Origin of the sequence: Methanobrevibacter smithii ATCC 35061 (assembly GCF_000016525.1) — an archaeon.
GTDB lineage: Archaea > Methanobacteriota > Methanobacteria > Methanobacteriales > Methanobacteriaceae > Methanocatella > Methanocatella smithii.
In genome coordinates this window covers 855,359-877,782 of sequence record NC_009515.1, presented here as the reverse complement: position 1 = coordinate 877,782, position 22,424 = coordinate 855,359, and the positions used below count along the sequence as shown (strand labels likewise).

17 protein-coding genes and 2 tRNA genes are annotated in these 22,424 nt (G+C 33.9%); 17 read left to right on the top strand and 2 right to left on the bottom strand.

Annotation, left to right across the window (positions count from 1 at the left end; all coding sequences use genetic code 11):
• Positions 1-82 precede the first annotated feature (82 nt).
• The 17 genes from MSM_RS04565 to MSM_RS04485 all read left to right on the top strand — a co-directional run bounded on the left by MSM_RS04565 (position 83) and on the right by MSM_RS04485 (position 19,163).
• Complete coding sequence (locus tag MSM_RS04565; RefSeq protein ID WP_011954165.1) at positions 83-1,627, top strand: DNA-directed RNA polymerase subunit B''; 1,545 nt, start codon at positions 83-85, stop codon at positions 1,625-1,627.
• A gap of 12 nt (positions 1,628-1,639) precedes the next feature.
• On the top strand, positions 1,640-3,451 hold the full coding sequence (rpoB, locus tag MSM_RS04560) for a DNA-directed RNA polymerase subunit B (RefSeq protein ID WP_004033022.1): 1,812 nt from the start codon (positions 1,640-1,642) through the stop codon (positions 3,449-3,451).
• Positions 3,452-3,477: 26 nt separating this feature from the next.
• Entirely contained in the window at positions 3,478-6,162 is a 2,685-nt protein-coding gene (locus MSM_RS04555) for a DNA-directed RNA polymerase subunit A' (protein WP_011954164.1), read from the top strand.
• Positions 6,163-6,170: 8 nt separating this feature from the next.
• Positions 6,171-7,382, top strand: a complete 1,212-nt coding sequence (gene rpoA2, locus MSM_RS04550) for a DNA-directed RNA polymerase subunit A'' (protein WP_011954163.1) — start codon at positions 6,171-6,173, stop codon at positions 7,380-7,382.
• Positions 7,383-7,390: 8 nt separating this feature from the next.
• Entirely contained in the window at positions 7,391-7,690 is a 300-nt protein-coding gene (locus tag MSM_RS04545; protein WP_004033025.1) for a 50S ribosomal protein L30e, read from the top strand.
• A 6-nt stretch (positions 7,691-7,696) separates the two neighbouring features.
• Positions 7,697-8,128, top strand: a complete 432-nt coding sequence (locus MSM_RS04540; RefSeq protein ID WP_011954162.1) for a NusA-like transcription termination signal-binding factor — start codon at positions 7,697-7,699, stop codon at positions 8,126-8,128.
• Positions 8,129-9,092: 964 nt separating this feature from the next.
• Positions 9,093-10,418, top strand: a complete 1,326-nt coding sequence (gene mcrB / locus MSM_RS04535; RefSeq protein WP_011954161.1) for a coenzyme-B sulfoethylthiotransferase subunit beta — start codon at positions 9,093-9,095, stop codon at positions 10,416-10,418.
• An 11-nt stretch (positions 10,419-10,429) separates the two neighbouring features.
• Positions 10,430-10,936: a methyl-coenzyme M reductase operon protein D gene (gene mcrD, locus MSM_RS04530; RefSeq protein ID WP_011954160.1), complete on the top strand. Its 507-nt coding sequence runs from the start codon at positions 10,430-10,432 to the stop codon at positions 10,934-10,936.
• Between the two features lie 14 nt (positions 10,937-10,950).
• Positions 10,951-11,757, top strand: coding sequence for a coenzyme-B sulfoethylthiotransferase subunit gamma (mcrG, locus tag MSM_RS04525; protein WP_011954159.1), 807 nt, complete (start codon positions 10,951-10,953; stop codon positions 11,755-11,757).
• Positions 11,747-13,402 (top strand): coenzyme-B sulfoethylthiotransferase subunit alpha, encoded by a 1,656-nt coding sequence (gene mcrA, locus MSM_RS04520; protein ID WP_011954158.1) that lies wholly within the window; start codon positions 11,747-11,749, stop codon positions 13,400-13,402. Before mcrG ends, mcrA begins: the two co-directional genes overlap by 11 nt.
• A 513-nt stretch (positions 13,403-13,915) precedes the next feature.
• On the top strand, positions 13,916-14,341 hold the full coding sequence (locus MSM_RS04515; RefSeq protein WP_004033029.1) for a 30S ribosomal protein S12: 426 nt from the start codon (positions 13,916-13,918) through the stop codon (positions 14,339-14,341).
• A 13-nt stretch (positions 14,342-14,354) separates the two neighbouring features.
• The gene (locus MSM_RS04510) at positions 14,355-14,915 is read left to right on the top strand and encodes a 30S ribosomal protein S7 (protein ID WP_004033030.1); all 561 of its coding nucleotides are present in this window, start codon (positions 14,355-14,357) and stop codon (positions 14,913-14,915) included.
• A 24-nt stretch (positions 14,916-14,939) separates the two neighbouring features.
• Positions 14,940-17,132 carry an elongation factor EF-2 gene (locus MSM_RS04505; protein WP_011954157.1) on the top strand — a complete coding sequence of 731 codons (2,193 nt, stop codon included), beginning with the start codon at positions 14,940-14,942 and terminating at the stop codon, positions 17,130-17,132.
• A gap of 151 nt (positions 17,133-17,283) precedes the next feature.
• Positions 17,284-18,525, top strand: coding sequence for a translation elongation factor EF-1 subunit alpha (gene tuf, locus MSM_RS04500; RefSeq protein ID WP_048058615.1), 1,242 nt, complete (start codon positions 17,284-17,286; stop codon positions 18,523-18,525).
• 70 nt (positions 18,526-18,595) lie between these two features.
• The gene (rpsJ, locus tag MSM_RS04495) at positions 18,596-18,904 is read left to right on the top strand and encodes a 30S ribosomal protein S10 (RefSeq protein ID WP_004033033.1); all 309 of its coding nucleotides are present in this window, start codon (positions 18,596-18,598) and stop codon (positions 18,902-18,904) included.
• 38 nt (positions 18,905-18,942) lie between these two features.
• Positions 18,943-19,025, top strand: a tRNA-Ser gene (locus MSM_RS04490).
• 55 nt (positions 19,026-19,080) lie between these two features.
• A tRNA-Ser gene (locus MSM_RS04485) sits at positions 19,081-19,163 on the top strand.
• A gap of 11 nt (positions 19,164-19,174) precedes the next feature.
• Here the strand turns inward: MSM_RS04485 and cobK are convergent.
• Both cobK and MSM_RS04475 read right to left on the bottom strand, forming a co-directional pair.
• Entirely contained in the window at positions 19,175-19,969 is a 795-nt protein-coding gene (gene cobK, locus MSM_RS04480; RefSeq protein ID WP_011954155.1) for a precorrin-6A reductase, read from the bottom strand.
• Complete coding sequence (locus MSM_RS04475; protein WP_011954154.1) at positions 19,966-22,422, bottom strand: calcium-translocating P-type ATPase, PMCA-type; 2,457 nt, start codon at positions 22,420-22,422, stop codon at positions 19,966-19,968. The genes cobK and MSM_RS04475 overlap by 4 nt, the downstream gene beginning before the upstream one ends.
• Positions 22,423-22,424 lie beyond the last annotated feature (2 nt).

Below are 22,424 nucleotides of genomic sequence, written 5' to 3'. Positions count from 1 at the left end.
AGAATTTTAATTAGGTTTCCTAATCTTATTTTTATTTAGTTAATTATTTTTAAGGTGTTTTATAGAATGCTGGAGGAAGTCCATGACAGAGAATAACTGGAAATTAGTTGATGCATTTTTTGATAAATATGATTTAGTTGACCATCATATTAAATCATACAACGATTTTATAAATAGTGGGATTCAAAATATCATAGATATTACTGAACCTATTACTTTAGAAAACGGTAAATATACTTTAAAAACCGGTAAACTCTTTATTGAAAAGCCATTCACTAAAGAAGCAGACGGTTCCAAAAGTATGATTTATCCTGCTGAAGCAAGACTTAGGAATTTAAATTATTCTGCACACATGTATCTTGAGATGGCATTAAATGAAGAAGGAGAAGACAATCCTTTAGAAAAAGTATATATTGGTGAATTGCCAGTAATGCTTAAATCAGATATTTGTCATCTTCATGGTCTTAGTGATGAAGAATTAATTGAACAGGGTGAAGACCCTCAAGATTTAGGTGGTTACTTCATTGTAAACGGTTCTGAAAGAGCTGTTGTAACAATGGAAGAAATTGCACCAAATAAAATTATTCTTGAGCGTATTGGTGATGTTGAAGACAGAAGAGCTAAGGCTATTGTAACTTCTATTAAAAGTGGTTTCAGAGCAAGAATTTCTCTTGAATATAAAAAACCACGTAAAAGCGGAGTATTTTTAAGAATTTCTTTCCCTTATGTTCCAGGGGAAATTCCACTTGTTATTTTATTAAGAGCTCTTGGTTTGGCTACAGGTCAGGAAATTATTACTGCAATTTCCAATGATCCAAATTTCCAAATGATTATTGCAGATGATATTCAGGTATCCCTTTCTCAATTGAAATTAGATCAAAAAGAAATGGACGGCATGGATAAAGAAGAAAGAAGACAATATTTACAATTGGCTGCTATTAAATACATAGGTAATCGTGTAGCTAAAGGTATGACTGAAGAATACCGTATTAAACGTGCTGAAGATGTAATTAACCGTTACTTATTACCTCACATGGGTATTGAATCAGAAAGACGTGAAGCTAAAGCTACTTATTTAGCTGAAATGACTGAAATGTTGCTTCAGGTTATTGATGAACAAAGAGAACCTCACGATAAGGACCATTACACAAATAAAAGACTCAGAGTATCTGGAGATTTAATGGAAGATTTATTCAGAGTTGCTTTTACAAGTTTAACCAGAGATATGAGTTATCAACTTGAAAGAAGTATTTCCCGTGGTAAAGAGCTTTCAATCAAACAGGCAGTTCGTAGTGATGTTTTAACTGAAAATATTAAACATGCTATTGCAACTGGTAACTGGGTTGGTGGAAGAGCAGGTGTAAGTCAATTATTAGATAGGACTAGTTATATGGGAACTCTTTCTCATTTAAGACGTGTTGTATCTCCTTTAACAAGAAGTCAACCTCACTTTGAAGCAAGGGATTTGCACCCAACACAATTTGGTAAGATTTGTCCGAATGAAACCCCAGAGGGTCCTAACTGTGGTCTGGTAAAGAATTTAGCTTTAATGTGTAATATTTCTGAAGGTTCTGATGAACAAGAAATCATTGATGTTATTAAAAAGATGAATGTTTTAGAGGATTAAAGGAACGATAATATGGATAGTGCTAAAATTTATATTAATGGAGAACTTTTAGGATATTGTAAAGACCCTGAAAGTTTCACCAATGAAATGAGAGAAAAAAGGAGAAATGGTGAGGTTTCTCATGAAATGAATATTACTTATTATGATAAAAATAATGAGATTTATATATTCAATGACCCAGGTAGGGCAAGAAGACCATTAATCATTGTTAAAGATGGTAAACCAGTTCTTAGTGATAAACATTTAGAAAAAGTAGCTAAAGGCGAATTAAAATGGGATGATTTAATAGACAATGGTTTTATTGAATACTTGGATGCTGAAGAGGAAGAAAACTCCTATATTGCTATGAGTATTGCTGATTTAAATGAGGAACATACTCATTTGGAAATTGACCCGGCTACTATGCTTGGAATTTGTGCAGGTATTATTCCGTTTTCCGATCACAATTCTTCACCAAGGAATACTATGGAAGCAGGTATGACAAAACAAGCATTAGGATTATATGTTTCTAACTATGCATTACGTACAGATACAAGGGCTCACTTATTACACCACCCGCAAACTCCTATTGTAAAAACACGTATTATTGATTCAACTAATTATGACAAAAGACCATCAGGTCAGAACTTTGTTGTAGCTCTTATGTCTTACGAAGGATATAACATGGAAGATGCAATGGTTATTAACAAAGGTTCTCTTGAAAGAGGATTGGCTAGGTCTTCATTTTTCAGAGCTTATGATACTGCTGAAAAAAGGTATCCTGGTGGACAAGAGGATAAATTTGAGGTTCCTGATAAAAACATTAAAGGTTACCGTTCCGAAGATGCTTATAGGCACTTAGATGATGACGGTGTTGTTAACCCGGAATCATATGTTGAATCTGGTGATGTATTAATCGGTAAAACTTCACCACCAAGATTCTTGGAAGAAATCGACGAATTCGGAACTGTAGCTGAAAAAAGAAGGGAAACTTCTGTAACAGTAAGACACGGTGAAAAAGGTATCGTTGATGCTGTTCTTTTAACTGAAACTGTTGAAGGAAGCAGATTGGCTAAAATTAGAGTAAGAGATACCAGGCAACCTGAATTTGGGGATAAATTTGCATCAAGGCACGGTCAGAAAGGGGTTCTTGGTTTAATATTATCTCCTGAAGATGTTCCTTTCACAGAATCTGGTGTTGTTCCTGATTTAATTGTTAACCCTCACGCTATTCCTTCCAGGATGTCTGTAGGACAAGTGCTTGAAATGGTAGCAGGTAAAGCAGGCTGTCTTGAAGGTGAACGTGTTGACGGAACTCCATTCAATACAGAACTTGAAAAAGAAATCAAACAACAGCTTAAAAATCACGGATTTGAATCTGCAGGTTGCGAATCATTATATAATGGTGTAACCGGAGAAAGAATCGAAGCTGAAATATTTGTTGGTGTGGCATATTACCAAAAATTACACCACATGACTACTGATAAAGTTTATGCTCGTTCAAGAGGTCCTGTACAAGTTCTTACCCGTCAGCCTACTGAAGGAAGAGCTCGTGAAGGTGGTTTAAGGTTTGGAGAAATGGAAAGAGATTGTCTTATTGCACACGGTGCAGCTCTTACCTTAAAAGAAAGACTTTTAGATGAGTCTGACAAATATGAAGCTATTGTCTGTGAAAATTGTGGTATGTTAGCAGTATATGATAAGAATAAAAATAAAAAGTACTGTCCAATTTGTGGAGATGTTGAAACTTATCCGATAGAAATTTCATACGCATTTAAATTATTATTAGATGAACTTAAGAGTTTATGTATTTTCCCTAAATTAGTTTTAGGAGACAAAACATAATTATATAATATGAAGGAGTCAATATTTTGAAAGGATTTATAAAAAAAATCAAACAAATTAACTTTGGGCTTATGTCTCCTGAGGATATTCGTGAAATGTCAGTAGTTAAAATTGAAACTCCTGATACTTACGATGAGGATGGTTATCCTATTGAAAATGGTTTAATGGATCCTCATTTAGGGGTTATTGATCCAAGTTTAAAATGTAGGTCTTGTGGTTACAGAGGTGGAGAGTGTCAAGGACACTTCGGTAGTATTGAGTTGGCCAGACCTGTTATTCATGTTGGTTTTGGTGATATAATTCACAAAATTTTACGTTCAACATGTAATGAATGTGGTCGTGTTTTATTAACTGATGATGAAATCTTCAAATACACTGAAAAGATTAAAGATGCTCAAAATCATCATGAAAATTTAACTAAGATTTTAAAAGAGATTTATAATGAAGCTCGTCGTGATGTTTGTCCTCACTGTGAAGCAGCTCAGGATGATATTACTATTGATAAGCCGGTTTCCATTGTTCAAAAAATGGAAGGTGAAGATTATAAATTAACTGCTAGTGAAGTTCGTGAAAGGCTTGAAAGGATTTCTGATGAAGATGCTTTTGTTTTAGGTGTTAATCCTGAAGTAGCTAGGCCAGAATGGTTAGTGTTAACTGTTTTACCTGTTCCTCCAGTTACTGTAAGGCCTTCTATTACTTTAGATACTGGTGAAAGGTCTGAAGATGATTTAACTCACAAACTTGTTGATATTTTACGTATTAATCAAAGACTAATTGAAAACATGGAAGCAGGTGCTCCTCAACTTATTGTTGAAGATTTATGGGAGTTATTGCAATACCATGTAACTACTTACTTCGATAATGAAGCTAGTGGTGTTCCTCCTGCAAGACACCGGTCTGGAAGACCTTTAAAAACTTTAGCTCAAAGGTTAAAAGGTAAAGAAGGTAGATTCAGAAGTAATTTGTCTGGTAAAAGGGTTAATTTCTCTGCCCGTACTGTAATTTCACCAGATCCAAACATTAGTATTAATGAAGTTGGTGTTCCTGAAATGATTGCAAAAGAGGTTACTGTACCTGCTTATGTAAATGACTGGAACATGGATGAAATGAGAACATATATTGAAAACGGTCCTAATGTTCATCCTGGAGCCAACTATGTTATAAGAACTGACGGAAGGAAAATCAGGGTTTATGATGAAACTAAAGACATGATTTTAGAGAAGTTAGAACCTGGTTATATTATTGAAAGACACCTGAAAGATGGTGATATGGTTTTATTCAACCGTCAGCCTTCTCTTCACAGAATGTCTATGATGGCTCATGAGGTAAGAGTTTTACCTTATAAGACTTTCCGTCTTAATTTATGTGTATGTCCTCCTTACAATGCAGATTTCGATGGGGACGAAATGAACATGCACGTTTTCCAAACTGATGAGTCCCGTGCTGAGGCTAAGTCTTTAATGCGTGTACAGGAACATATTTTATCTCCAAGGTTTGGTGGACCTATTATTGGTGCTATTCACGACCACATTTCCGGAGCATATCTTTTAACAAAACCAGGATCTGAATTTAGCGAAGAACAGGCACTGCAGATAATCAGAAAATCACATTTGTTCAATAATGAAAATGTTGATCCTAAACACTTAAAACGTAAACATAAAAACTGGACTGGTAAAGAGTTATTCTCTTTATTACTGCCTGATGATTTGAATCTTGTTTATAAAGCTGAGATTTGTCAGAAATGTGATGTCTGTAAAGAAGAAGCTTGTGACATTGATGCTTATGTTGTAATTGAAGACGGTGAACTTAAACATGGTGTCATTGATGAAAAAGCTTACGGTTCTTTCTCAGGACGTATTTTAGATAAAATCGTTAAAGAGTATGGCCCTGCTAGAGCCAGAGAATTCTTAGACAGGTCTACTGATTTAGCTATCTGCGGAATTATGAAAACAGGAATCACCACAAGTACAAATGATGAAGAAATTCCTGAAGAAGCTCAGGAAAGAATTAATGAGCATTTAAGAGAATCTGAAAATAAGGTAGATAAATTAGTTGAAGCATATGAAAACGATTATCTTGAAGCTTTACCCGGTAGAAGCCTTGAAGAAACTTTAGAAATGAAGATTATGCAAGTGCTTGGGGAAGCTAGGGACGTATCTGGTCAAATTGCAGAAAACTACCTTACTATGGAACACAACCATTCTGTAGTTATGGCACGTACTGGTGCTAGGGCATCTATGTTGAACCTTACTCAGATTACTTCCTGTGTAGGACAGCAATCTGTTCGTGGTGGTCGTATCCACAGGGGTTATATTGACAGGACTTTACCTCATTTCCGTAAAAATGAGTTAGGTGCAAAGGCAAAAGGATTTGTACATTCAAGTTATAAAAAAGGTTTGGATCCAATTGAATTCTTCTTCCACGCTATGGGAGGAAGAGAAGGTCTTGTAGATACAGCGATTCGTACAGCACAATCCGGTTATATGCAAAGAAGACTGGTAAATGCGCTTCAGGATTTACAGGTTAAACCGTCAGGACTTGTTACTGATAATCAGGGAATGGTTATCCAACTTATGTTTGGTGAAGATGGAGTAGATCCAGCTAAAAGTGACTTTGGTAAAGCAGCTGACTTAAATAAAATCATTGATGAAAATAGGTTAGGAGATGCTAATCCAAACTATGATTCAAGTGTTGAACAAGAGGGTAAATAGGTGTAACTATGGATGATGCAATAATTAAAAAAGTGGAAGATGCTTTACTTAAAGCTGAAATAAACTTTGATGCAAGAATTGTTGAAAATGGAATTATTGACCCATCAAGTCGTGTAAAGTTCCCTGAAAAATATGTGGATGATTTAGCATCTGCTTATGTTAACAGGCATTTATCTGATGATGAATTAGATATGCTTATTGGAGAGCTTAAAACTGCCTATGAACGAGCTCATGTTGAAGCTGGTGAGGCTGTTGGAACAGTAGCTGCACAATCTGTAGGTGAACCGGGTACTCAGATGACTATGCGTACTTTTCACTATGCAGGGGTAATGGAATTAAACGTAACATTAGGTCTTCCAAGACTTATTGAAATCGTTGACGCAAGAAAAAAAATAGCTACTCCAACAATGGATATTTATTTTACTGAAGAAAAACGTCATAATGAAGAATTCGTTAAAACTTTAGCTAATAAAATTGGTAAAAGTACTGTAAACGATGTTCTCAGTGATTTCAGTTTAAATTATGCTGATATGAAAGTTGAAGCAGTTTTAGACGAAAGAAAAATTGAAGATAAAAGACTTGATCTTGATGAAATTCTTGCTAAAATTCAGAAAAACTTTAAAAAAGCTGATATTAAGGATAATCTCAAGATTATTGTCGAACCGCCAAAACGTGAAATTAGGGAACTCCGTCTTTTAGCAGACAAATTCCGTGATTTACAGATAAGTGGTATTAAAGACATTGGAAAAGTCATTATCCGTAAAGATGAAAGAGAATGGATTATGCACACTGAAGGTTCTAATCTTAAAGATATTCTCTCTATGGAAGGTATTGACACATACAGAACTACTACAAATGATATTCATGAGATAGAAACTGTATTGGGTATTGAAGCAGCTCGTCAATCAATTATTAACGAAGCAAGAAATACTCTTGAAAACCAAGGTCTTAGTGTTGATGTTAGACACATTATGTTAGTTGCAGATATTATGACTTCTGAAGGAGAAGTAAAATCCATTGGTAGACATGGTATTAGTGGTGAAAAATCAAGCGTTTTAGCTCGTGCAGCTTTTGAAGAAACTGGTAAACATTTACTTCGTGCAAGTATTCGTGGTGAAGTTGATGATTTAACTGGTATCATCGAAAATATTATTATTGGACAACCAATACCTCTTGGTACCGGTTCAATCGGTGTCAAAATGGCAAATAAAAATGAATAGGAGGCTAGATGATGGACGTAGATAGAAGTATCAGGGTAGCTGTCGATACTGGTGATGTGACATTAGGCTCTGAAAAATCAATTCAATCTTTAAAATTAGGAAAAGGTCAGCTTGTAATTGTTGCTGCAAACACTCCTAAAGATATTGTTGAAGATGTTGAATATTATACAAATCTTTCAGATATCCCATCATACACTTACGAAGGTTCAAGTGTAGAATTGGGTTCTGTCTGTGGTAAACCATTTACAGTTGCTACATTAATCGTTAACGATCCAGGAGATTCTACTATATTAGATGATTTGAGGTAGATTCATATGTCTATTAAATTCACTGCAAATGAAATTAGATACATAGCTCTTTTTGAAAACATGACTGGAGCAATGGTTAAAGATTGTATTATCGATGATGAACATGGTAAAGTCACATTTGTCGTGAAAAACGGTGATATGGGATTAGCTATTGGAAAAGGCGGAAGCACTGTTTCCAAAGTTCAAAGAGCAGTAGATAAAGGAATTGAAATCGTTGAATTGTCCGACGATTCGATTCAATTTATTAAAAATCTTTTATCCCCTGCAGAAGTACAAGGTGTTAAAGTACTTCAGAAGGAATCAGGTGAAAAAATAGCTACTGTTACAGCAGATAATACCAACAAACGTATTGCTATTGGTAAAAACGGCGTTAATATCGAAAGAGCTAAGTTAATTGCAAAAAGACAACACAATATAAACAACATTATTTTAAAATAGCTATTAATTTAGCTATTTATTTTTACTTTTTTGATAATCAAATGAAAACCAGTTCGATTTTTCATTATTTTATTAAACCCGCACACACTTTTTGAATATACTTTGTGGTAAATGTGTCTGATTTTCATTATTTCAAATATTTTATCTGTTTTTTGTAAAACTTACCATAATTTTTAATTAATGGACTGTTTGTTATTTCATATTTTTTTCATAGAAATTATTTTTCTTTAAATTTTATTGTTTTTCCACTTATATTTTTTAATAATCTTTAATTTTACTATTGGAAACGGGCTTTTTATAAAGTTTAATTTTTTATTTTTATCAATTAAATATTACATTGTTATTAATAATTATTACGTTTTTTATTTTTTTATATATGTTCTATAAAGAGTATAGCTAGGCTTTAAATTGCATATTTTTTATATTTTTTTAATAATTGGTATTTAATTATTATATTGGCTTTTATTAATGGTTGTATTCGGATTTTATGTATTTTTAATAGTGTTTTTCAGATTAGTTTTTTATTACTTTATTGTTAATAAGTATTAAATGCATTTTGTTTTAATTTTTTAAACTTGTCATTTGTTTTTTATTTTTTTAAATGATTAATAACTTTTATTTAATTATTTAAACGTTAATTTGAGCTTTTAAAATAAAGTAACATTTAAATAAGTATTACTATTAATATTGAATTGATTGTTAGAACTTAATAATCATGTAACGCGATTTAATAATATTTGAATAAAATAAATTATGTTTTTTTTAAAACACATGTTTGGTATTTAATCATGTTAAGTTTTTATTTATTTAAAAAAATCAAGTTACAATTTTGCAATATTAAAAAAAATTAACAAATATATTCATTTAAAAACATTACAATTCTATATCATCAAACTTTGAATTTTTATTAGCTCATATTTGTTATTTTTTTAATATTTTAATTTATTTAAAATGGAGATTACTAATGCAAATTTACAATGATAAAATTGATTTGTATGGTCAAGATGGAAAACTTCTAAAAAGTGAAGTTTCATTGGATGCAATTAGCCCACTTAAAAATCCAGCTATTGCTAAAATGATTTTTGATATTAAAAGATCATGTGCTGTTAATTTAGCAAGTATTGAGAAAGGATTAAGGACAGGGGCTATGGGTGGTAAATCTGTTTTCATTCCTGGTAGGGAATTGGATTTGCCAATTGTTGAAAATGCGGAATTAATTGCAGATAAAATAAAAAGAATTGTCCAGGTAAATGAGGATGATGCGACTAATGTTAGTTTGATTAATAACGGTCAGCAATTATTAATACAATTGCCTAATGAAAGGTTAAGGGTAGCTGCTGATTACAGTATTGCATCTTTGCTTTCAGGTTCTGCTACAATTCAGTCAATAATTGATACATTTGATATCAATATGTTTGATGCGTCTACAATTAAAACTGCGGTCATGGGAGCATATCCTCAAACTGTTGATTTGGCGGGAGCTAATATTAGTGCATTATTGGGGCCTCCGGTTCTTTTGGAAGGTTTAGGTTATGGTCTTAGAAATGTCATGGCAAATCATGTTGTAGCAATTACTAATAAAAATACTTTAAATGCCGCAGCGTTATCTTCTATAATGGAACAAACTGCAATGTTTGAAACTGGTGATGCTTCAGGTGCTTTTGAAAGAATGCACTTATTGACTTTAGCTTATCAGGGTTTAAATGCAGATAATCTTGTTTTTGATTTGGTAAAAGAAAATGTCAAAGGGACTGTAGGAACAGTTATTCAAAGTCTAGTTGGGCGAGCTATTGAAGATAATGTCATTAAAGCATCTAGAAAAATGAACTCTGGGTTTATTAATTATGAACCTGTTGATTGGGCATTATGGAATGCTTATGCTGCTGCAGGATTATTAGCTGCGGTTATTGTTAATGTGGGTGCTGCAAGAGCTGCTCAAGCAGTTGCATCCACGGTTCTTTATTATAATGATATATTGGAATATGAAACGGGACTTCCTAGTGTTGATTTTGGTAGAACTATGGGTGTTGGTGTAGGTTTCAGTTTCTTCTCTCATTCCATTTATGGGGGTGGAGGACCAGGTACATTCCACGGTAACCATGTTGTTACTAGACACAGTAAAGGTTGTGCAATTCCATGTGCATCTGCTGCTATGTGTTTGGATGCTGGAACTCAAATGTTTTCAGTTCAAAGAACTTCTTCATTGATTGGAACTGTTTATGGTACTATAGATAATCTTAGAAATCCTATTATTAATGTAGCCAAATCCGCAGGTGAACTTAAAATATAAGGTGATTAAGCATGTGTGAATCTGATAAACTTCATGATGAAATTAATGTCATTGACATTAAAATTTATCCGAATAGATTTTTAAAGCCAAAAACTACTGAATTATTATTAAATAAAATATGTGGATTAGAAGGTTATGTTAGATTTTTAATTCATGGACCATCTTTGCCTAAAAAAGTTTTTTATGGTCCTGGTAAAGGGCATGATGTAAATCACGGTGATAGGAAGAGTATTTTAGTCAATGGAAATGGCATTGATTTAAAAGTGATGGTTGGAGAAATTATAATTACTGTGGAATTGGATAAATTCAATGATTTCATGAATCAGTTGGAAGATATTTTAACAGAAACTTTGTCTGTCGAGTATTCTTTGTTAGTGGGAATTTTTACAAGAACAACATCAACAATTTCTGACTATCTCAAATATGGTATTGGATTTGAAAATCTTATTGATAAAAGATATATAGGTTTAATAGATTCTCGTGCAAGAAGTTCTGAATCAATAAGTATAATTAAATAATGTTGGTGTATATTATGTCATATAAAGCACAATTCACTCCTGGTGAAACAAAAATAGCTGAAAATAGAAGAAAACATATGGATCCTACTCATAAATTTAAAAAGATAAGGGAAGTGTCTGATGAGGGTTTAGTAAGAATATTGGGACACCGTAATCCTGGAGAAAATTATAAAACTGTTCATCCTCCGTTAGATGAAATGGATATGGGTGGAGACATAATTAGAGAAATGGTAGAACCTACTCCTGGTGCAAAACAAGGTATTAGAGTTAGATATATTCAATTTGCAGATTCCATGTATAATGCTCCTGCACAGCCATATGATAGAGCAAGAACTTATATGTGGAGATATAGGGGTGTAGATACTGGAACATTATCTGGAAGACAAGTAATTGAAATAAGGGAACAGGATTTGGAAAAAATTTCTAAAGAGCTTGTTGAAACAGATATTTTTGATCCTGCAAAATCCGGTATGAGGGGAGCAACAGTACATGGCCATTCATTAAGGCTTGATGAAAATGGTTTGATGTTCGATGCCCTTCAAAGATATGTTTTTGATGAGGAAAGCGGACATATCATGTATGTTAAAGATCAAGTCGGCAGACCTCTTGATGAAGCAGTAGATGTTGGTGTTCCGTTAGAAGAAGATTATTTAAAAGATATTACAACAATATATCGGGAAGATAATGTAGGTTTGAGGTCAGATGATGAAGCTGTTGATATTGTTGAAACTATTCATTCATCTCGTACAAAAGGCGGTTATGGTTTAGGAGTTTTCAGTAAAGATTTAAAAATGAGATTAGGTGAATATGATGGAGAATGAGGAAAAAGTATTCTTCAAAGCTTTAAATCAAAAATTTAAAGGTGAAGATAATGAAAGTAACCACACCAGTTTCTATTGTTTTGATGGGTGGAAGCAGTCTCCAAGAAAAAGAGAGTTTAATGATGCTGCAGAAAAATTAGCTAAAGATAGGAATATGCCTTTTTATAATCCGGATATTGGTGTTCCTTTAGGTCAGAGAAGTTTAATGACTTATAAAATTTCCGGAACTGATGATTATGTTGAAGGCGATGATTTGCATTTTTGTAACAATGCAGCTATTCAACAATTGGTTGACGATATTAAAAGAACAATTATTGTAGGTATGGATACTGCACACTCTGTTTTGCAGGAAAGATTAGGTGTGGAAGTAACTCCTGAAACAATCAATGAATATATGGAGAATATCAATCATGCACTTCCTGGTGGAGCAGTAGTTCAGGAACATATGGTTGAAGTGCATCCTGGTTTAGTTAGTGACTGTTATGCAAAAATTTTCACAGGTAATGATGAGTTGGCTGATGAAATAGATAAAAGAGTATTAATTGATATTAATAAAGAGTTCCCGGAAGATCAGGCACAAATGCTTAAAGATTATCTCGGAAACAAAACATATCAGGTTAGTAGAGTGCCTACATTAGTTGTAAGGGCATGTGACGGAGGTACTGTATCCAGATGGTCTGCTATGCAGATTGGTATGAGTTTTATTAATGCATATAAATTATGTGCTGGTGAAGCAGCTATTGCAGATTTTTCTTATGCTGCTAAACATGCAGATGTTATTGGTATGGCTTCATTTTTACCTGCTAGGCGTGCGAGAGGACCAAATGAGCCTGGAGGCGTTTCATTTGGTGCTTTTTCAGATATGATTCAAACTTCAAGAATTTCTGATGATCCTGCTGAAGTAACATTGGAGGTTATTGCAGGTGCTGCTGCGCTATATGATCAGGTTTGGTTAGGTTCTTACATGTCAGGAGGTGTAGGTTTCACTCAGTATGCAAGTGCAACTTATACTGATGATATTTTAGATGACTTTGTTTATTATGGTTTGGATTATGTTGAGGATAACTACGGTTTATGTCAGGCTGAAAAAACTATGGATGTTGTAAGGGATATTTCAACAGAAGTAACACTTTATGGTTTAGAACAATATGAAATACCTACTCTTCTTGAAACTCATTTCGGAGGTTCACAAAGGGCATCAGTTATATCTGCAGCTGCAGGATGTTCCACAGCTTTTGCAACAGCAAATTCCAATGCTGGTGTAAATGGCTGGTATTTAAGTATGCTTTTACATAAGGAAGGACATTCAAGATTAGGATTCTATGGATATGACTTGCAAGACCAGTGCGGTTCTGCTAATTCATTATCTATTAGAAGTGATGAAGGTTTAATTCATGAATTAAGAGGACCAAACTATCCGAACTATGCTATGAATGTAGGTCACCAGCCAGAATATGCAGGTATTGCACAGGCACCTCATGCTGCAAGAAAAGATGCATTTTCTGTTAATCCTTTAATAAAAATTGCATTTGCAGATGATGCATTATCTTTTGATTTTAAACATCCTAGAAAAGAGATTGCAAGAGGAGCATTAAGAGAATTTGAGCCGGACGGTGAAAGGGATATTATAATTCCTGCAAAATAATTCTCTTCTTTTTTCTTTTTTTTACTTTAAATTTATTGTTTTTTCTTTATCTTAATTTTGAAATTCTCTATTGAAAAATCAGGTTTTCATGTTTTTGTTACAACAAAAATACCGGCTCTAAAAAACAGGATATAGAGTTTATTTTGTATGTAGAGGAAAACTAATATAAGCAATAAAAACAAAGCAAATAATATTCAAATAAATCTTTGAAATATTTTTTATTTAATCAAAACTGACTTTCAACAAGTCAAAATAGATACCTTTATTAATGTTAAAAAAGATAAATCATCATAAGATATCGACAATTAATGGAACATAGTTGTGTGTGCTTTTTACTATGCTTCCAATAAAAAATCATGATATCTTCATTTTTAGATAATTTAATTGTCTAATTAATTATTATATTATTAACTAGTTATATCTTTGAATTTAGATTGTATTAGCTATTTTTAGCTGTATAAATCGCAGCGGTGGATTCTTAGATATGTTTAATAAAAGTTTAGAGGAAATATTATGCCAGGACTTTTTGCTGCAAAAAAACTTAAAAAAAATAGACAAAATTTTAAGTGGAAAGATGTAGATTACAAAAGGAAAGCTTTAAGATTAGATGTTAAAGCAGACCCTCTTGAAGGAGCTCCTCAAGCTAGAGGAATTGTAATCGAAAAAGTAGGGATAGAAGCAAAACAACCTAACTCTGCTATACGTAAATGTGTTCGTGTTCAATTAATCAAAAACGGTAAACAATTAACTGCTTTCGCACCAGGTGACGGAGCTATTGGATTTATCGATGAGCACGATGAAGTCATGATTGAAGGAATTGGTGGACCATCTGGAAGATCTATGGGAGATATTCCTGGAGTTCGTTGGAAAGTATCTAAAGTTAACAACGTAGCTTTATCCGAGATGGTAAGTGGAAAAATAGAAAAACCTGTAAGATAAGGATGGTATTTTTATGAGTAAATTATTTGATAAATGGGAACTCGATGAAGTCAAAATCGAAGATTTAGGTTTAGTAAAATACATCTGCTTAGATGAAACTCTTGTTCCTCACACTTCAGGTAGACATGTAAAAAGACAGTTTGCAAAATCTAAAGTATCTATCATTGAAAGATTAATGAATAAAATCATGAGGACTCACATCAACTCAGGTAAGAAAAACAAAGCTTACAATATTGTAAAAGATGCATTGGATATTATCAACAAAAGAACTAAAAAGAACCCTGTTCAAGTTTTAGTTACTGCAGTTGAAAATACTTCCCCTCGTGAAGAAACTACTCGTATTAAATACGGTGGTATCGGATACCAAGTAGCAGTGGACATTTCTCCACAAAGAAGAGTAGATCTTTCATTAGGATTCTTAACTAGAGGAACTTTACAATCAGCATTTAAAAACAGAAAATCTGTTGCTGAATGTTTAGCTGATGAATTAATTCTTGCTTCTGAAGAAGATTCCAGAAGTTTTGCTTTACAGAAAAAAGAAGAAAAAGAAAGAGTTGCAAAAGCAGCACACTAATCATATTTATATAAGGTGATTTCTTTGAGTAGAAGAGAGAAAATGATTGCAAAAATTAAGGATTTAATGTATAAACCAGATTCCATCAGGAATATTGGTATCTGTGCTCACATTGACCACGGTAAAACTACATTATCCGATAACCTTTTAGCAGGTGCAGGAATGATTTCCGAAGAACTTGCTGGTGATCAAAGGTTTTTAGATTTTGATGAACAAGAACAAGCACGTGGTATTACTATTGATGCAGCAAACGTATCAATGGTTCACAATTACAAAGATGAAGAATACTTAATCAACTTAATTGATACTCCAGGTCACGTTGACTTTGGTGGGGACGTAACTCGTGCTATGAGAGCTGTAGATGGTGCAGTTGTTGTTGTTTGTGCTGTTGAAGGTATCATGCCTCAAACTGAAACTGTACTTAGACAAGCTTTAAAAGAAAATGTTAAACCTGTTTTGTTCATTAACAAAGTTGACAGATTAATCAACGAGTTAAAATTAGAACCTGAAGAATTACAAAAAAGGTTCATTAACATTTACATGGAAGCTAACAAATTAATCAAAAACATGGCTCCTGAAGATAAAAAAGAAGAATGGGCTGTTGATTTCACTGATGGTAGTGTAGCTTTCGGTTCAGCTTATCACAATTGGGCTATTAACGTTCCAATGATGCAAGAAACTGGAGTTAACTTCAAAGACATCATTGATTATTGTAATGATGATAAACAAAAAGAATTAGCTCAAAAAGTACCATTGTCTGAAGTATTACTCGGTATGGTAGTAGAACACTTGCCTTCTCCTAAAGTATCTCAAGAATACAGGGTACCTAACATCTGGGAAGGTGACATTGAATCTCCTGCAGGTCAAGGTATGATTACTACAAGTCCTGACGGACCTTTAGCTGTAATGGTTACTAACGTATCTGTAGACAAACACGCTGGTGAAATTGCTACCGGTAGGGTTTACGGAGGATCAATTGAAAAAGGTACAGAAGTATACTTAGTTGGATCTCATTCCAAATCCAGAGTTCAGCAAGTAGGTGTATACTTCGGACCTGAAAGAGTTAACACTGATGCTGTACCTGCAGGTAACATTGTATATGTTGCTGGTGCAAAAGGTGCAATCGCTGGGGAAACTATCTGTTCTCCTGAAGACAAAATCAAAGAGTTTGAAGGATTAGACCACATTTCTGAACCTGTAGTTACTGTTGCTGTAGAAGCTAAAAATACTAAAGATTTACCAAAATTAATTGAAGTATTAAGACAAGTAGCTAAAGAAGACCCAACCATTAAAGTTGAAATTAACGAAGAAACCGGTGAACATTTAGTTTCAGGTATGGGAGAACTTCATTTAGAAGTTATCAGTTACAGAATTAAAGATAAAGGTGTTGAAATCCAAACTTCAGAACCTATTGTTGTATACAGGGAAACCGTATCTCAATTATCTCCACAAGTTGAAGGTAAATCTCCAAACAAACATAACAGATTCTACATTACTGTTGAACCTTTAGAAGATGAACTTTTCAAAGCATTACAAGAAGGAAAACTTAAAGAAGGTAAAGTTAAAGGTAAAGAATCTGCTAATGACTTCATGGAATACGGTTTAGATAAAGAAGAAGCGAGAAAAGTATGGGATGTTTACAACAGAAGCGTATTCATCAATGCTACCCGTGGTATCCAATACTTAGATGAAGTAAAAGAGCTTTTAATTGAAGGATTTGAATCCGCACTTAATGACGGACCTTTAGCTAAAGAAATTGCTATGGGATTAAAATTCAAACTCCACGATGCAAAACTTCACGAAGATGCAGTTCACAGAGGACCTGCACAAGTATTGCCAGCTATTAGAAATGCAATTTATGCATCTATGATGTCTGCTGGTCCTACTTTACTTGAACCTATGCAAAAAGTGTTCATTAACACTCCACAAGATTACATGGGTCCATGTACCAGGGAAATCCAAAACAGGAGAGGTCAAATAGTTGACATGGGTCAAGAAGGAGACATGGCTACTATTGAATCTAAAGTTCCTGTAGCTGAAATGTTTGGTTTTGCTGGTGATATCAGATCCGCTGCTGAAGGTAGATGTTTATGGTCTACTGAAATGTCTGGATTTGAAAGATTACCACGTGAAATGCAAAATCAAATCGTTAAAGAGATTAGGCAAAGAAAAGGCTTATCTCCAGAACCTTATGGTCCTGAACATTATGTAGGATAATTAAAATTTAATTTTTAATTTTTTTATATTTTTTATTTAAAATTACGAAAAAAACATTACATATTTATATGTGAATAATTAAAATTTAAATTAAGCTAAAATTATAAGCTTAATGAATGTTATTTCGATTTATACGAAAAGAGGTATTATTATGGCAAAAACTAAAGAACATATTAATTTAGCATTTATCGGACACGTTGACCACGGAAAATCCACATTAGTTGGACACTTGTTATTAAAAGCAGGTGCAATCGCTGAACAACAATTAGATGATGGAGAAAACAAATTCAGATTTGTTATGGATAAATTAGGAGAAGAAAGGGAAAGAGGAGTAACTATCGACCTTGCTCACCAAAAATTCTCCACCAAAAAATACGACTACACTGTTGTAGACTGTCCTGGACACAGAGACTTCGTTAAAAATATGATTACTGGTGCTTCCCAAGCAGATGCTGGTGTATTAGTAGTAGCTGCAGACGACGGTGTAATGCCACAAACCAAAGAACACGTTTTCTTATCCAAAACTTTAGGTATTAACCAATTAATCGTTGCAATCAACAAAATCGATTTAGTAGATTATGATGAAGCAAAATTCAACGAATTAAAAGACGAAGTATCTGCTTTAATTAAAACTGTTGGATTCAACCCTGCTGATGTTCCTTTCATCCCTGTTTCTGCATTTGAAGGAGACAACATTAAAGATGCAAGTCCTAACACCTCCTGGTACAAAGGTGACACTTTAATGCAAGCTTTAGATAATTTAGCTGCTCCTGAAAAACCTGTATCCTTACCATTAAGGATCCCTATTCAAGATGTTTACTCCATTACTGGTGTAGGTACTGTACCTGTAGGAAGAGTAGAAACCGGTGTTATGAAAAAAGGAGAAAACGTAATCTTCGAACCTGCTGGAGCTTCTGGAGAAGTAAAATCTATCGAAATGCACCACGAAACCTTTGAAACTGCTGAACCTGGTGACAACATCGGATTCAATGTAAGAGGTGTAGGTAAAAACGATATCAGGAGAGGAGACGTAGCTGGTCATGTAGACGATGCTCCTGCTGTAGCTAAAGAATTTGATGCACAAATTGTTGTTTTACAACACCCTGGTGTAATCACTGTTGGATACACTCCTGTATTCCACTGTCACACTTCTCAAGTTGCATGTACTTTCTTAGAATTAACTGCAAAATTAGACCCTGCAACTGGTCAAGTAGCTGAAGAAAACCCTGACTTCTTAAAAACTGGTAACGCAGCATTCGTAAAAGTTAAACCAACCAAACCTATGGTAATCGAAAACGCTAAAAAAATCCCTCAAATGGGTAGATTTGCTATTAGGGATATGGGTCAAACTGTTGCTGCTGGATTATGTATTGACGTTACCCCAGCTAAATAGATTTGTAAGTAGTTAATTAAAAGAAAGGGGTTGTTCCTTTCTTTTTTATTTTTATTTTTGGAGGATAATAATGCATCAAGCAAGAATTAAGCTTACAGGAACTGATCCAGAAAAATTAGCTTATGTCTGTGATCAACTTAAAAAAATCGCTGAAAGAACTGGTGTTGATTTGTCTGGTCCTATTCCATTACCTACTAAAAAATTAGTAGTACCTACAAGAAAATCTCCGGATGGAGAAGGAAAAGCTTCCTGGGAAAAATGGGAACTTAGAATTCATAAACGTTTAGTTGGAATTGGTGCTGACGAACGTGCTATGAGACAAGTCATGAAAGTTAATGTTCCGGATAATGTAAGTATTGAAATAGAACTTAAAGGATAAATATTTAGATTTTTTCTAAATATTTTTTCTGTTATCATGCCGAGATAGTCTAGTCTGGTAAGGCGCAGGACTTGAAATCCTGTGGAGTTTCTCCGCCTGGGTTCAAATCCCAGTCTCGGCGTTATCTTTTTTACTTTTTATATATTTTTTCTAATTTTTTTAACAGTGTATTTTTTGCCGAGATAGTCTAGTCTGGTAAGGCGCAGGACTTGAAATCCTGTGGAGTTTCTCCGCCTGGGTTCAAATCCCAGTCTCGGCGTTCTTTTTAATTTAAAAACAGTTATTTATTTTTTCATCTAATTCGTCTAAATTAGAAACAATGTCATTTTTATTTAAATCTCTGATTTTTGGACGTTTTAACATGATGACACCTATATCTTTTAAATTAGCAGCATTAATTTTATTAGTTACTCCTCCGATATCACCACTTTCTTTTGTTATCATAACACTTGCTTGTGTTTCTTCAATTATTTTTAGGTTTTCCTCTAAGCTGGATGTACCTTTCATTGGTATGATATGTTCCTCAGGAAGATTTAGCATTTTGCATTTTTCCACAGATTTCGGAACTTTTAAAATTCTTGCATAAAACCTGTTTACAGGAACATATTTTAAAATAGGTTCCATGGTATTGGCTCCTGCAAGATGCAACACGTTTCCTGAAGTAAACTCGTTAGCTATTAATTGTCCTGCTTCATCAAGGGAAGTTACTTCACGAACTCTTGATGTGTCAACATTATCAAGGTTTGATGGTGGTCTTTCAAAGCGAATATAAGCTATGCTGAATAATTTGGATAGGCTAACAGTAGTTTGGGTGATGTGTGATGCATAAGGATGAGTTGCATCAATTAAAAGATTGAATTCATTATTTTCAATAAGTGTTATGAATTCATCTTTTAAAAGTGGTTTAGCTATTGTGTCATCACTTCCAGACTCAATAGCTAATTTTGATCCGTATTCTGTAGTTGTTGTAGTCAGGATATATGAATCATATTTTTCCTTTATGTGTTTTGTTATGTTGCTTGCGTCCTTTGTTCCGCCAATAAGGAGGATGTTTAGTTTTTTCATTCTACCACAATTTTGTTTGCTATTCTGTTTGACACTAATATTGTAGCTGCAATTATGAATATTAATATCCAGTCTGTAAGTCCGATGCTGGTTGTTCTGAATATTATTTGCAGCTCAGGTATATATACAATCAATACCTGCAATATGAAACATGCTATAATGGCCAAATAAAGGTAAGTGCTTTTTTTGGCGGAATTTGATTTTGAATTGTATGCATTGAATAACTGGTACATTACAAATAAGGTAAATGCTACAGTCATTGCCTGCTTTTGACTTGCGCCAATTGCCAATTTGTAGCTGAACAGCGCTATTGAACCTATTGCCATTACAAGACCTGCAATAAATATTTTTATCAATACCTTTTTATTCAGAATATCTCCTGTTTCAGGCTGTCTTGTCATAATATTTCTTTCGCTACCTTCCATTCCTAAAGTTTGGGCAGGAGGTCCGTCCATTACAATGTTAATCCAAAGCAGTTGTACAGGGTTAAATGGCACCGGAAGCATGAAAATACTTGTTCCGACAATTGTTAAAATAGCTCCGACATTTGTTGATACCTGGAATTTGACAAATCTTTTAATGTTGTCGTATATTTTACGCCCTTCACGAATGGCAGTTACTATTGTTTCAAAGTTGTCGTCCTGAATAATCATATCTCCTGATTCTTTTGCAACATCAGTACCTGATCCCATAGCCACTCCTATAGATGCATTTTTAAGTGCAGGAGCATCGTTTACTCCATCCCCTGTCATTGAAACAATTTCGCCTTTTTGCTTTAGGGTTTCAACAATTCTCATTTTCTGCTCTGGTTTTACTCTTGCATAAACTTGTATGTCGTCTACCATCTCAAAGTACTCTTCATCACTTAATTTATCCAGAGTTTCACCGTCAATTACTTTCCCGTCTGTCAGGATTCCAATTTCGCGGGCAATAGATGCTGCTGTTTTTAGATGGTCTCCTGTTATCATTCTTACTTTAATTCCAGCTTTTTTACATGCAGCTATTGATTTGTCAACATTTTCCTTTGGAGGATCAATTATTCCGACAAGTCCTGTAAATATCAAATCATTTTCTACATTGTCTCCAATATTTTCGGTATTTTTATATGCAATTCCCAAAACTCTTAATGCATTATCACTCATTTCATTTATTTTTTCAGTTAGTGTTTCCTTTACAGAATCATCAAGAATTTCAACACTTCCATTGTTATCTATGTGTTTACATTTGCCGATAATGATTTCTGGAGCACCTTTAGTGAGAACCAAATACTTTTCACCATTTTCATGTATAGTGGTCATCATTTTACGGCTGCTGTCTAATGGGATTTCATCAACTCTAGGGAATTTTTCCTGCAAATCCTCTTTAAAATAGTTATTGTCCTGACTGTATTTTAAAACAGCACCGTCTGTCGGATCTCCGATAGTTTTGCCGTCTCTGATTGTGGAATTGTTACAAAGTGCATTGATTTCTAAAGATTTGTTTTCATTATAGAAAAATGCATCTCTGACAGTCATTTTATTTTCAGTTAATGTTCCTGTTTTGTCACTGCAGATAACAGTACATGAACCTAAAGTTTCTACTGAAAGCAGTCTGCGGACAATTGCATTGGATTTGGTCAGTTGTTGCATTCCCAAAGCTAATGTCAATGTTAAAACTGCAGGCAAACCTTCAGGTATAGCAGCTACTGCAAGTGAAACTGCTGTTAAAAATGTTCCAACAATAGGAATTCCTCTGAATAATTCAAAAATGAATATAAATACACAAACAATAATAGCTATTACGGAAAGTGTTTTTCCAAGTTTGTCCATTTTCTTTTGAAGAGGAGTTTCTCCCTTTTCTTCCTGAATCACTTCAGCTATTTTTCCTATTGATGTGTCCATACCTATGGCAGTTACAATTCCCACTCCGTTTCCTAAAGTTACATTTGAATCCATATATGCTTCTTCTTTTGGAGATTTTTCAACAGGTACAGATTCTCCGGTCAAATTTGATTCATCAACTTTCAGTCTGTTGGTTTCAATAAGTACTAAATCTGCAGGAATCTTGTCTCCCTCTTCAAGAATTACAATATCTCCGATGGTTAATTCTTTTGCATCAATTTTTTGCACCTGCCCATCTCTTTTAACAACTGCATATGATGTTGTAACGCTTTTAAGCATTTCAATTGCTTTTTCTGAACGGTATTCCTGTATGAATCCGATTACTGTATTTAAAAGTACAGCTATTAAAATTACACATGAGTCGATAACGTCTCCAACAAAATATGCTGCAATGGCTGCAACAATAAGGAGAGCTATTAAAACATCAATGAACTGTTCTAAAAAGAGCATAACCGCACTTTTTTTCTTTTTTTCTTTTAATTCATTCAGCCCATTTTGATTTTGGCGTTTTGTTACTTCATTAGAACTCAGCCCTTCTTCTGAAGTATTGTATTTTTTTAAAAATTCTTCCATTA